The following is a 14211-nucleotide window of genomic DNA, read 5'->3' as shown; positions in this document are numbered from 1 at the left end:
TTATCATGACATTTTGAACAAAAAATACATTGTTTATTCCATTATTATCGCTCTTATAAATAACATCAATGTTTTTCTGTTCTGTTTTTTTGTATTTATTAGTAAAGTCTTTATATTTAAAAACAACAGTTATTATAAATAAATGTAATATTCAAACGAGAATGATGGTAAGATTATAATAAACGGGGATTTTTAGCTTTATCAAATTTCAATCATAGAAGCTCTTTCTATAAAATCTTTGAGTTCAAGATTCAGTGAAAGAGGTCAGGAGTGAAAAAATGGAAGTATGGGAGATCGTTGAATTTGTCAGAAAGCAAAAAGGAATAACGATTGCAGAACTTTGTGGAGAGGAAGCTAGTCGTTCTGTTTATAAACGTTTTATTCAAAATAAAGCAGATACGACAGTCAGTAAGTTGACTTATTTTTTGAAAAAACTAAATTTGGACTATGATGAATTGCAGTTATTTAATTTTCCAAATGATTTATCCGAGGTCAATCGATTGATGCAAGAAGCGGTAGTCGCTTTTGAAAAGAAAGATAGTTTAGAATTACATAGTATTATCATGTTGTATGAAACAGAAGAACCTGATTCTCAAAGAGAACGTCATCTGATCAGTCTTTGTCGCTTGATGATCGCTCAATTAAAAGAGGAAAAAATCGATGTGCTATCTTCAGAGGTTTATCAGTATTTAATGAAGGCACAAACATGGACTCGCTACGAAATTTTTTTGTTTACTAATTGTATGTATGCGTTCCATCCTAAATTTATCGATTTGATTTTAGAAAAGTCGTTTCTTAGTTTGGCGGTCTACGAAGAAAATCGCAGCGGGCAAAGTGAGACATTTCGCATGTTGGCAAATGGCCTCATTCTATTTATTAAAAATCAGGATCTCCGCCTGGTTTGGAAATATGGGGCGAAGTTAGAAGAGTATTTCCTTGAAGAAGAACTATACTATGAGCGTAACTTGCAACTGTTTTTACAAGGCGTCTGGTATATGATCAAGGGAAATGAAAAAGGAAAGTCTCATGTGAAAAACGCATTAGCAGTCAGTTGCTACTTGGATTCAAAGCAACAATATCAAAAAAAATACGAACTGTTACGCTTCGTGGAGCAGGCTTATCACGTTGATTTTGAACTCAAGAATGAGCACCCACCTACCTAGTGATCGTAAGCTATCTTAAAATAACTAATCCTATACGAAAAGAATTGTGCGTATACGACGAAGATCAACCTTATTCGGCGTATTTTATTTTGACCGGTTGAAAATCAAGTATGATTAACTGGTCAAAAAAAATTTTAGGAGGTTACACAATGGCAGGAGTAATTGCAGTCACACCCGAACAACTGAAGTCACAAGCACAGGTTTATTCACAGGCAGCATCTCAGATCCAAGAGGCGATCCGTAAAGTAAATTCAATGAACCAACAAATCAGTCAACAGTGGAAAGGACAAGCATTTCAAGCTTATTTGGAACAATACAACCAATTAGAAGGTAATGTTCGTCAAATGGAAGAACTTCTTGAGAGCATCAATCAGCAGTTGAACAAGTATGCTGATACGGTTGCAGAACGCGATCGTCAAGATGCAGGTTCGTTTGGATTTTAACTTGATGTTCAAACAGAAGTCACTTTGCTAGTTTTTCTTAAACGAATCACATGTGCAACAATACACAATGTGCAGCAGAGCATCTCAGCTATAGCCTAAAAAGAGGATATGACAGAAGTGCACATCGCCATGATATAAGCGTCAAAATCCGAAATCAGCTAGCTATTTTTGGATTTTGACGCTTATTTTGAAAGGTAGAAATACAGACAAGTCACTTCTGACCCTATGCTCTTTTAGAAGGAGGAGAACAACTTGAAAAACCATCTGAAGCAAAAGCAGCCATTTATCCTTGCGATCATCGCAAGTTTATCTTTGCTTCTTTTCTTTGCTTATATTGGCTTTAAAGAAAAGAGTATCATCACGAGCACCGCCAGCCCGACGACAAAAATGCAATATGTTTTGGTAAATGAGGATCGAGGAGCAGATTTTGAAGGTCAGCAGTACTTGTTAGGAACCGATTTTGTGACACTGATCAATAAAGATACTGCCAATCGTTGGGAAACGACTACGCGTAATATTGCAACAGCAGGACTAGAGAACGGCCAATTCGATGCAAAAATCATTATTCCCCAAGATTTTTCGGAAAAACTATTATCTTTACAAAGTATCAATCCAGAAAAAGCGATCATCGAATACCAAGTTCGAGATGGTCAAAATGAGATAACTAACCAAATGATCGAAGAACAAGTGAATCAGATTTTAACAAACTTCAATCAGCGTGTTGTGCAGATGTATTTCTCTAGTATTGTAGGAAATCTCTCTGAAGCGCAGCAAAACGTGAATAAAATGACGAATACACATAGCAATTATCAGCAAAATCTAGAAAATAGTATCTATCAGCCATTCCAAAATATTCCAGACAACTATGCGAGTGTATTAGACTCAACTAGTATTTTAGATACAACAAATAGTGCATTCAAGGCACAACAACAGGTCTTTGTTGATTCGGTACAATCTCTTTTGGAGCGCAATAATACAAGTTTAGAAGAGACTCACAAAGAGACAGAAAATGTTCAGGAGACAATTCTTGATTATACAAAAGAAGCGAATGAAAAAATCACTGGAGCGATCGATCAATTCAATCAACAAGTCATCTTACAAAAAAATCAATTAACCACTCAGTGGGAGAACGCAACAACTGATTATAGAAATCAATACGACTTGTTCAATGATGCGATTTTAGCTCAATTTAGTAACTTTTATACACCAAATGAACAAAATAGTTTCGGTATTTATTGGGATTTCTTGGCTCAGGCAACGGCGTTTCAAACCAATCAACAAACCCGCATCGAAGAGATCCAACAACAAATTACTGAGTTGGAGAGTCAAGTAGAACAGCTAGAACGCTTAAAAGGTCAAATTGCCAATGCGTATTATAATGATCCGACAAGTACACCCGCAACTGCGACAGAAGTTCAAGTGAAAAATGCGATTATCAAATTGATGACAAATCAAAGTAATGAACCCAAATTAGATGGGGCGTACCAATCAGTAATAGAGCAGGCGTTGCCCCAAATCCCGGTGGATAGTTTGGCTCAATTATTAGCTGAATTGCAAAATCAAGCAGTGATCAGTCAGGATCAGGCCGCAATTTTCAATGATGAGCTAGCGATTGTTACACGTTATGCCAATGATTTTGATCGACCAATCGGAAGTGAGGCTTCTTTTGCTTATCTTGAACCGAAAGAGCAACATGAAGCAATTATTCCTTTACCAACAATCTACCAACAGATGTCAATCGAGTTAAATCACGACACGTTTCTCTCGATACAAACAGAAGATGAGCAGCAAGGGATGATCATTTTTGAGCCAACACATGATTTTACAGAAATGGAAAATCAATTGAATCAGTTACTGGCACCCTACAACTATGAAACAGCGATCCGAGTAGATACAAATCATTCATTCACAATCGTACAACCTTGGACGATTGAACCGGAGGAGGAAACGGAAGAGACATACCAGCGTATAGAATATCTTTCGCTACCAGATAAATTGAACTTTGAAGTAAGCATTCCTTTAAAGTGGCAGTTGACTCCAGAACAACAAACTACTTCATACAATCAGGTGTTTTACACATGGATGATCAATGAACGCGAACAACCAATGAGTGAATTCTCGGTATATCTTCCAATGGATCAGCCATTGATTGATGATGTGCCACACATCTTGGAACAGTTTCAACTATTAAGTACGACTGCGCAACAAATCGTCACGCTATTTGGTGCACCGCACCATTCTATAACGATTCCCGCATATCGACAGATGATCGATCAACCAGAAAATACGGGGAGCTCCCTTATTGAATTAGCTGATTCTCGTTCGATCTACTGGCTATATAACAATCTTCAGGAAAGCGACAAACCTTCGATGATCAGTGAACAACTATATCAGGAATACAAAAAAACAGGAGATCAGTTGTATAGCGATACCGAGAATCAAATCATTGCATTACAAGCAGTCATTGGTTCTCCTGGGACTAGAGAACCTGAAGAACTAAAACCAACCTTGTACGGTACCTTGCAACTAATGACATTACCACAAACATTTATGGAAGAAGCGGACAAATTAAACCATTGGTTCGCCTCTGCGAATCAACAAATCCATGCAGTATACGACAGTTGGCAGCAAACGGCACAAACAGAAGCGGAATCCGTCATCTCAGAAGAAAATCCACATCCCAAAGAAAATGAATACGCTCTGATTGAAGCTCAAACAGCCAGTCTGATCGAAACGATGCAAGGATTGATGGCAAGTTCAAAAGCAGCAGCTGAAGTTACCGGTCAATCTGCGGCAGAAGTAGCTGATATCACACCTACGATCGATCAGCTAAAAGAATCGACCATCGAAGTACAAGAGAATGCCACCACTATTTTAAGTAATCTAAGTACCTCTCTTGATGAATCAGCACAGACTGTCTCTGAAAATCAAACATATGCCGAATCATTTAGTGAAGTCCTTTCGAATACAAAGAATGGAGGGGCAGACAATCCACATGTCTTTAATTTTTTAGCAAGTCCAATTTTAGGACAAGGAAGCTTTGGCCAAACAAGACAAAGCTCATTGACTCCTTACTATGTGACATTGATCGGTGGCTTTATGATTCTGATAGTATCCTTTCAATTGTCTAGCGTGATGAAAAAACGTGTAGTGACTTCTGTCGATTTGTTAGTCACACCGAACCGTATATGGAAAAACGTGCCTAATATGGTGGCGGTACTCAGTGTAACGTTAGTTCTGTCACTTATTTACAGCGTTTTAACGACCACAGTATCAGGAGTCGCGCATTCTTTTGTTTGGCTCGTTTATGCATTTTTAGTTTTTGCTAGTGGTCAATTGATTCTTTTAGGGTTCATGCGCCAATTCAAAAAAATCACGTTGTATTTATGTGGTGGGATTTTTGGCTTGTTCTTCATGTTGACTCCTTTGTTGGGCGTAGCAATCAAAAATGGATCGTTGACAGAATGGCTCTATCGTCTGTCACCTTTACAGAATATTCAAAACGGGTTTAATGTGCTGATGAATGAGGGTGTCATCGGTTGGGGAAGTTATCTCATGCTCGTTCTATTCCTGATATTTGGAGTGATACTGAATTTTATTGTCCGACCAGAAGAGAAAAAAGAACGGTCAAATGAATAAACGGAGGTATAAAATGGTTCAGAAAAAAATAGGGGGGCTTTTCTTTTTGTTGGTAGTTTTACTATTTTTAAGTCACCCGAATGTCGCAGTCTTTGCAAGCACACTCACTATCAATAACCATGTGATCTACCAAGAAAGGGAAGGCATCGAAGATCATGAAACAACATTTATAGTGCATGATTTATTTTTAGAAGATAAAACAAAATTAGACCAAGAACGTGTCCAACAACAAAGACAACAGATTTCTACTGCTCACAACCTCGTCTTTGTGTCGGAAGCAACTCCACAGCCACAGGTCTTTGAGCAAACAATTACACCCCAATTATTCAAAGAAGGGCAAATGTCTGTAGGACATCAGGCGTCAGCTAACCCAAATCACACAGCTATCCAGGGAAGAATTGTTTTGTGGATCTTACTTCTACTAGGAAGTATTTTACTGACTATTGGAGGCAATTATCTTGGTAAAAAGTTTTCACAGCAGAAATACAAAAATGATTAAAGGACTGTTGTAGTTGGATAGAAATCAAGCAATTGGGATAAGTTTACAAGTCAAAGAAGAAATCATTGACTTACAGATCCCGACCCAAGTAACGATTACACGATTAAAAGAATTACTAAAGGAATCTTTCATACAAAATGGTTCGTCCTTGCCAGAGGTGTTCGACTTAGTGGTATTGAATAAACCGATCCGCTTAAAGGAAGAGGCATATGTGGCAGACTATCCATTAAGTGAAGGCGATCATTTACTGATCCATGAATCTCAACAAAAATCGGAGGAACGAACGTGACCCACATAAAAGATATTTCTGAAACGATCATGATTGAGACAACAACTGATGCTGTCAAAGTGACACTGAATGCTAAGCAATACCAACTCGATCGTTTAGAACAGTATCAACTATTCTTAACACAGAAAAAACACTTGCTCTCTGGACAGATCGTAGAATCTTCAGAGGAAAAACTCGTCATTCAATACCAGAAAAGTAAACAAACCTATTCTTTGCAAGAGTACCTTAAACGAACAGAACTTTTTCAACGATTATTACTTGCACAAAAAATCAATTTCTTATCCGAGTTTTTGAGTAGCCCGATCCAGCCGTTCATCCATCCAGCCAATCTATTTCTATTTGGAGAAGAAATCATCGTAGCACATAGAGGTTTTGCGCATTCAATTATTCCTTATGAAATAACCGAAGAAGAATTTTTGAAGCAATATCGTGCCTTGATCCTGACAATTTTACATCCTAAGTTCGATTATGAGCAACTGATTGAAGGAAATGGCACATTGAAGGACGAGTTTTCTAAACGAATCCAAAGAGCAAACAGTGTCGCAGAAATCGACCGCATGATTGGCGAACAAGTCGTACAGCAGAAAACGAAACGTGCATCAGAAATTCAAATGGTGAACAAAAGAAGCTACTTTATGTTTAAGTGGGGCACGCTTTTATTAAGTATTTCAACAATAAGTTTAGCGCTTACAACAGGTATCTATGCGTTTGATAAACTTCCCGCACAAGAACGGATCAGTTCTGCTGAAACGCAATATATTGCTAATAATTATGCTGGTGTTTTGACCACATTAAAAGATGATAAACCCGAAGATCTCCCTTCTGGTGCCCAATATGTCGCTGCAGTCAGCGCGGTACAGCTGGATAATTTGTCGAATGAGCAAAAGACAGCTATCTTAAATAACATTTCCCAAAAATCAAATGAGAATACTTTGCTTTACTGGATCTATATTGGACGGGGGGATTTTGAACGATCATTAGATATCGCACAAAACCTCGGCGATCATCAATACATTTTACATGCCTACACCAAACTATACGACGCGACGCGAGCAAACAACAAGATGAGTGGACAGAAGAAGCAAGAGTTATTAACAAGTTATGAGGAAGAAATCAATAAGTACTTAGAAATCTTAGAAAGCGAGACGGATAGTAATGAAGCAAACTAAGCCAATTTCAATAACTGATCAAATCCAACATTCCGTTTCAGTTCTTTATGATCTTTTTTACTTTGGTTCGACGTTTATTCATAAACAAATAACAGAAAAAAACAATCAAGTAATACTGGACGATCGAACACTTTCCTGTGAAGACGGACAGCTTTTTTGTGGAGGAGAATTAGTCAAGGATGAAAAGTTTCTCCTCGTTCATCATGAAAATTTGAAAACGGTAATCGTCAATAAGCCAAGGGAAAGCGTCTATCTATCAAATACACAAGACTCGGCGATCCGTATTGATTCGGATGCGTTGATTTTTATTCATCGTAATAGTACTGATGACTATCAAATAAAAATCTATCCTAGTAAGGCCAAGATTTATTACAATCACCAACGTGTAGAAAAAGGTGTCTTTCCATTTTCTGTAGGCGATCAATTGATCATTGATTATCTCATGATTGAGATGCGTGAGAAACAATTAAAGATCTCAGATTTAAAAAATCAGCTACAGTTGGACCCCTGGCAGTTGCTCGAAGAACCCTACATTCCCGAGTATCCAGAAAATTTTCCAGCATTTAGGCGTAGTCCAAGAATCCATTTAAAAGAGCCAAAAGAAAAAATAGAGATCCAAGCGCCTAAGCAGAAATCTAATGAAGGAAAGAATGAGTGGTTGAAAACTATCGTTCCACCGTTAGGTATGGTTGTTTTAAGCGGTGCGACAAGCTTTTTGAGCGGGGGCAATCCAGTTATGTTGATCAGTATGGGAGGTGCTAGTTTACTTACAACAGGTTTTTCTGTGTCGAGTTATTTTACAAACAAAAAAGAAATCAACAGAAAAAATCATATGAGAGAAGAGCATTTCCGTCAGTATATGATCAAAAAAAAGTCAGAGCTTAATGTCTTACAGCAAACACAAAAAACAGCATTAGAATATATGAATCCTTCACTGGATGAATTAGCATTGATGGCTAAAGATTATCATGCGAGGATTTATGAACGTATGACAGTGAACGAAGATTTTTTGACTGTCCGCTTAGGAATCGGCGAAATCAATGCTAGTTTTCAAACAAACTTTCAGCCGGTAGAAGAGGATGAACTGAGTAATGAAGCGTTTGAGCATCTTAATAGTCCCTACAAACAACTTGGAGATGCCCCGATCATCGTTTCACTTTTGGAACAGACGGTTGGCTTAGCAGGAACACCTAGTATATTACGAACAGCATTACAACTCCTATTATTTCAGTTATGTGTGTTGCATTCTTATCGAGACGTCGAATTCATTACACTGATCCCGTCGGAAGAGTACGAACAACATTGGCGAGAATGGCGTTGGTTACCTCATAACAAAATCCGTTCTTTAAATCTAAGAGGAATGGTGCATACCCCCCAAAGTCGAGACATGATTTTGAATTCTTTTTATCAAATAGTGGCAAAAAGAAAACAACAAGTCCGTGAAGCGGGAAATGAAAAGGTACACTTTCAGCCACAGTATGTTTTTTCGATTTTGGATGAAAGTTGGTTGGCAGGTCATGGATTGAACGAGTTTTTAGCCGAAAACTTAGGAGACTATGGAATCACGGTCATTTGGGGAAAAGAAACGTTGAATATGTTGCCAGAAACAACGACTACTTTAATTGAATATCAAAGCAATGAAGCAGCAACGTTGATCAATCAGGACAATGAATATGTGAACCAGCGTTTTATTCCCAATCATTTGCCGACAACCTATCCAATCGAAAAAGCCATTCGGCGTTTGGCGAATCTTCATCATGTGGAAGTAGAGAAAAATGCCGTACCTGACAGCTTGAGTCTATTGGATCAATATGAGGTCAAGACAGTTGAAGAACTAGCGATTTCAAATCGCTGGGCTACTGCGGAACCTAATAAATCGATTCGTTCATTAATTGGTTGGCGTGGAAAAAAAGATTTAGTTTACTGGGATCTACATGAACGAGTCCATGGACCACACGCCTTAGTCGGTGGTACAACTGGTTCAGGGAAATCTGAATTTTTAACGACTTATTTGATCGGCTTAGCAATCAATTTTTCGCCAGAAGATATCGGCATGTTGATTATTGACTGGAAAGGTGGCGGAATAGCCAATACCTTAGATCATTTGCCCCATTTTATGGGCGCAATCACTAATTTGGATGGTGCTGGAACTGCGCGAGCCTTAGCAAGCATCAAAGCAGAGCTAGCGAAACGTCAAAGAGAGTTTGCCAAATATGGTGTAAATAATATCAACGGCTACATGACCTTGTATAAACAAAGAAATACCCCAAAACCAGACGTTGTTTATCCACAAAAACCTTTGCCCCATTTGATTTTAGTTTCGGATGAATTTGCGGAGCTTAAAGCCAATGTTCCAGAATTCTTAGATGAGCTCACTTCTGTTGCACGAATCGGACGTTCATTAGGTGTTCATTTGATTTTAGCCACCCAAAAACCTTCTGGGGTAGTCAATGATCAGATCGAAGCCAATAGTACGAGTAAAATTGCCTTGAAAATGGCGAGTGTCCAAGACTCGAATGAGTTACTCAAAACGCCAGATGCCGCACAAATCACGAATCCTGGACGAGGCTATTTGAAAGTTGGCGAAAATGAGGTATATGAATTATTTCAAAGTGGCTATGCGGGGGTTCCATATGATCCAGAACAATTGATCGAAGAAGTGATTGATGAACGGGTATTCAAAATCAACGAATTGGGCCAGTTAGAATTACTCTATGATCCAGATATCGAAATCATTCAAGGAAAAGATACACGAGATTTGCCGACACAATTAGAAGCAGTGATTGATAAGATCAAGACAATCTTTGCCGATTCTGCCTACAAATTGCCGGATAAGCCATGGCTACCGAACTTAGATAAGCAGATTATGGCGCCAAAAATAAAACAGTCAGAAGTTCGTAATCTAGCTATCCCATTTGGTTGTTTAGATATTCCTTCTGAACAAAAACAAATGAATTATACCTTCAATCTCGAAGAAGCGAGTCACACATTGATCGTAGCTAGTCCAGGCTATGGGAAGTCGACAGTGTTACAAACTCTTGTAATGAACCTTGCCCGTCAAAACACCCCTGCAACGATTCAGTTTCATTTAATTGATTTTGGGAATAATGGTTTATTAGTACTCAAGGAATTACCCCATATTGCGGATATAGCGACTTTGGAAGAAGATGAAAAACTGCAAAAAATGCTTGATCGCATCGAAAAATTATTGGCAGCACGCAAAAATTTGTTCAAGCAAGCTGGTGTCGCGAATCTAACGCAATACGAAACAAGAACAAGAGAAAAATTACCGATCTTAGGAATCATTCTTGATAGTTATGATGGCCTGAGCTTGGAAGATAAGCGCAAAGATAGAATCGACGAAGTGCTTCTTCAACTACTAAGAGATGGTGCCAGTTTGGGTATCTTTCTTGTGATGACCGCGAATCGTGTAGGAAGTATTCGGACTAACATGATGAGCAATATTGCCACTAAGATAACGCTATATTTAAACGATGAAAATGAAATAAATATGATCATGGGCAGAAATGCTTTGTCACCTGAAGCAATCAATGGTCGCGGACAAGTCTTACTCTCTACGCCAACTACCATTCAGTTTTATCTTCCAACGAATGGGAAAAATGATGCTGAGTTACTTCAAAATCTGGAAGAAGAAATAATAGAAATCAATCAAGCTTGGACAGGCGAACGTCCTGAGAAAATTCCAATGGTGCCAGAAAATCTAACACAGAAAAGTTTCGCTTCTTATTTTGTACAAGATGACGAAAACAAACTGTATTTAGGATTGAACAAAGGTACTTCATTAGTAGAATCGTTCGACTTGTTCCAGCGCATAAGATTAGGGATCTTTTTCAAATCCAATAAGCAACTTCGTGCGATGATGCCTTGGCTGCTTCAACAAATTTGTCAAGAAAGACAAGAAGAAGTGGTGTTGATCGATGCAAATGGAACACTCGAACCAGCAAAGCCGAAAGTTTCACTATATTTGGACCGTTCATGTCTTAGTGAAAAAGCAACAGCCCTAAAAGGGGCTTTAGAAGCTCTCTTAACAAATGAAACTGGCAAGAGAATCATCATTATCAATGGTATCGCAGACTTGGTCGATAAATTAACATTGAACCCTGAGGAAGTTACCGCTCTGCTAAGTGGAGGAAACGAGCATTTACAGTTTGTTTTTCTCGATCATATGACGAAAGTGGGTAATACCTTTGGCGGAATCACTATGTTCGTAAAAGAAAACATCGATCATATTTTATTTGGTGGTAGCTTACAAAATCAACTATTTATTGAAAATCTTTCTTATCAAGAAAAAAACGCAATAGTCGCTAAAAACGTCCTACACAGTTTGAAGGATGATCAATTGGAAGCCTTGGTATTTCCAACGGAGGAGGAAGCATGAGAGAAGAAATGATCACACCGTTTTTGCCACTAGGCAGTATCTTAAGACTAGTAGGGACAGAAGATGATCAACTGCTCTATTTCGTCGTTGCTCGCGCCATCGCCAAAAATGAAGAAGAAAACGTGATATCAAGATATCGTGTAGCCCCCCATCCATTTGGCGATGTACCAAGCCAAGAAGTCTTTTCTATCCATGCCGATCAAATCACAGAAGTGTTGTTCGAAGGCTTTCAAAACCAAGACGATGAAGAATTTTTAGACGATTTGTTGAGGCAACTTAGGGATGCGCCAGCCAGACCACTACTCGTGCAAGAGGAGCAACCTGTACCGATTGTAGAAACTATAAAAAGCAATGAAGAAGAGAGATTAAAAGAAGACCCATTCTATCAATTCAGATAAGGAGAAAAAAGATGTCGAAAATCACTTCTCAGGAATCCACTGCAACAGCAGCCATATCAGGAATAAAAAATGTATCTGTTAGTAGTAGTAAAACAAGTTCTTTAAGCAAGAGCACGATCAGCAGTATGAAAACAGGAGTAGAGGTCAGTAACAACCTACTCACCGATATTTCAAATCTAGTTACTTGTGTCAATGAACAGGCAAACAAATTCCCCCAGCTTGCTCAAGCAATCGCAGTCAGAGACAGTCAAACAAGATTCAACTAAGGAGTCAGTATGGAAAAGGAAGAGTTGATCGCTGAATATGATCGTAAAATCAGCAACAATGAACAACGATTGGAGCATCTGAGCAAAGAAAAACAGCAGTTAAAACAATGTATGCATCATTTAGAGATGGATATGCGAAAAAGCTTTCGAGAAATCCAACGATTCACAGAAGAATCAGTCTCCCAAGGAAGTCAAGCAGCTCGTTGGGAAAAAAATGAAAACGAAGGGAAATCAGCTTACTTCACGCGGCTAGTAGAAGAACAACAGCACCAACTAGACCAAGAATACTTAAACGGTGTACTCAAGCTTGAAGAAGAACGTACAGCCCTTCAGAAAGAAAGGAATAAACGATGGGATTAATCTATTCAGCCAGTGAGTCTTCGAACTTAATAAGTAATATGACCACTAATTTATCACTTGCTCGTACAACGATCGACCAATTACGAACAGGTAGCCAACAAATTGTTCAAGCAGTTGACGGAAAAACACTCTCCGGAGCAGCTTATCAAGCCGGTAAAGGACTGTTTTCTGAATTAATCATTCCCACAGTTAATCGGGTAAACAATGCGGTACAAGGAATTCAGTCAGATCTGAATCTTTACTCCGCCGCGCATCCAATCGTTGCTAGTGAAGGATACTTGGACGAAGAGAATTTAAGCGGACAGATTCGTGCCAAAACATTCGCTAAACAATCGATCGATAACCACGCGCAGACGATTAGGCAGATCGCCAATACAAGCATATTACCCGGCATTACAGAAATGCTAAGTGATTTTCATCGAAACTTGATGCGAATGGCGGACAGCCTGCAAGAAGATATCTACAACTTGCAACGCAAACAACAAAAACTTCATGCCTTTAACTCCCAAACCAGTGGACTGTTCAATAACAGTCTGCTGGAATTGAAACTCGCCATGCAAAGCGTATTAGTCTTGAACCAAACAATCGTCAAGGCAGACGGTAGTTATGTATTGCCGAAAGGAGTGGATGGTAGTTGGTTTGAGAAGTACAAACCAAACGGACAAGCTTTGTTGGAAGAATCTTCAAACAATGCCTACTTAGAAATGTATGCGGAGATCGAAAAATTGGTCCAACCCCTGAAAGATGGGAAAACCGACACAATCAGACGACTTGAAATGTTGCTCAGCAATTATCCTGATGCATTGGTAAATAAGTTGGCATCCAACGATGAATTTTTGATGCTTGCTAATCATCTACCATCAGGTATGAAAAATAAATTATTTAGCGGTCTTGCAAAATACGAAATGTTCGGTAAAGCCGTTGCCCAAGGGAAATGGATTCCTAAAATCGATACGATAGGCAAAGCCTTTCAAAATTTCACTAAATTTACCTCTCCCGTAAAAACCTATGTCAGCGAAGCCTTGAAGAAATCTCAATTTGTGCAAGGAGCTAAAAATTGGGGTGTTGCCAAAGGATTAGGAACGGCAGGCCAAGTAGCTACCTATGCGCAATTAGGCATCACTTTCGCCGCCAATGCTGTGAATGAATATGGAAAAACAGGAAGTATTGGCAAAGGAATAATAGGTGGTGGAATAGAGATGGTGAAGAGTATTGGACCGTTAGAGGGGATGACGATTGGTAGTGCAATAGGAGGGGCTATTGGTACCGCAATTCCTATTCCGTTTTTGGGAACAGTTTCGGGAGCTGTAGGAGGTGCACTAATTGGTGGAGCTATAGGTGGAATAAACAAGCTAGTGCAATTTGTTAAACCAGATATCTATGATAGTGCAAAAGATGGAGCTTATAGTTTGCACGATAAGGCGTCTGAAGCTATAAGTGATGTCACAAAAAAGATGGGGAAGTCAGTGACACAAAATATAAGCACAGTAAAACGTGTGTTCAGCAATATTCAGATAGTGGGAAAATCTATAGGAAAGGTGCTATCTTCAGTAAAACTATTAGGGGTTAGCGTTAATGGATAAAAA

The 14211-nt window shown here is 38.8% G+C and carries 11 protein-coding genes; all 11 read left to right on the top strand.

What is annotated here, in order from left to right; all coding sequences use genetic code 11:
* Positions 1-278: 278 nt before the first annotated feature.
* The 11 genes from IGI79_RS13335 (at position 279) to IGI79_RS13285 (ending at position 14208) form a co-directional block, all read left to right on the top strand.
* Entirely contained in the window at positions 279-1163 is an 885-nt protein-coding gene (locus tag IGI79_RS13335; RefSeq protein ID WP_108145290.1) for an Rgg/GadR/MutR family transcriptional regulator, read from the top strand.
* A gap of 149 nt (positions 1164-1312) precedes the next feature.
* Positions 1313-1606 carry a WXG100 family type VII secretion target gene (locus tag IGI79_RS13330; protein ID WP_019722716.1) on the top strand — a complete coding sequence of 98 codons (294 nt, stop codon included), beginning with the start codon at positions 1313-1315 and terminating at the stop codon, positions 1604-1606.
* A 252-nt stretch (positions 1607-1858) separates the two neighbouring features.
* Positions 1859-5245, top strand: a complete 3387-nt coding sequence (gene esaA, locus IGI79_RS13325; protein WP_104776011.1) for a type VII secretion protein EsaA — start codon at positions 1859-1861, stop codon at positions 5243-5245.
* A 13-nt stretch (positions 5246-5258) separates the two neighbouring features.
* Entirely contained in the window at positions 5259-5744 is a 486-nt protein-coding gene (locus IGI79_RS13320; protein WP_104776010.1) for a hypothetical protein, read from the top strand.
* Positions 5745-5757: 13 nt separating this feature from the next.
* The gene (locus IGI79_RS13315) at positions 5758-6033 is read left to right on the top strand and encodes a hypothetical protein (RefSeq protein ID WP_010734040.1); all 276 of its coding nucleotides are present in this window, start codon (positions 5758-5760) and stop codon (positions 6031-6033) included.
* On the top strand, positions 6030-7202 hold the full coding sequence (essB, locus tag IGI79_RS13310; RefSeq protein ID WP_104776009.1) for a type VII secretion protein EssB: 1173 nt from the start codon (positions 6030-6032) through the stop codon (positions 7200-7202). The genes IGI79_RS13315 and essB overlap by 4 nt, the downstream gene beginning before the upstream one ends.
* Positions 7189-11601 (top strand): type VII secretion protein EssC, encoded by a 4413-nt coding sequence (essC, locus tag IGI79_RS13305; RefSeq protein WP_195273595.1) that lies wholly within the window; start codon positions 7189-7191, stop codon positions 11599-11601. Before essB ends, essC begins: the two co-directional genes overlap by 14 nt.
* The gene (locus tag IGI79_RS13300; RefSeq protein WP_104776007.1) at positions 11598-11999 is read left to right on the top strand and encodes a DUF4176 domain-containing protein; all 402 of its coding nucleotides are present in this window, start codon (positions 11598-11600) and stop codon (positions 11997-11999) included. Before essC ends, IGI79_RS13300 begins: the two co-directional genes overlap by 4 nt.
* A gap of 11 nt (positions 12000-12010) precedes the next feature.
* Complete coding sequence (locus IGI79_RS13295) at positions 12011-12265, top strand: hypothetical protein (RefSeq protein ID WP_104776006.1); 255 nt, start codon at positions 12011-12013, stop codon at positions 12263-12265.
* Positions 12266-12274: 9 nt separating this feature from the next.
* Entirely contained in the window at positions 12275-12625 is a 351-nt protein-coding gene (locus IGI79_RS13290; RefSeq protein WP_104776005.1) for a hypothetical protein, read from the top strand.
* A complete protein-coding gene (locus IGI79_RS13285; RefSeq protein ID WP_104776004.1) occupies positions 12616-14208 on the top strand; it encodes a hypothetical protein in 1593 nt (530 codons plus the stop codon). The genes IGI79_RS13290 and IGI79_RS13285 overlap by 10 nt, the downstream gene beginning before the upstream one ends.
* Positions 14209-14211: the final 3 nt, after the last annotated feature.

Source organism: Enterococcus sp. AZ084 (genome assembly GCF_051714905.1).
Lineage (GTDB): Bacteria > Bacillota > Bacilli > Lactobacillales > Enterococcaceae > Enterococcus_B > Enterococcus_B pernyi.
The sequence above is the reverse complement of the archived record's forward strand: the minus strand, read 5'-3'. Positions and strand labels throughout refer to the sequence as shown.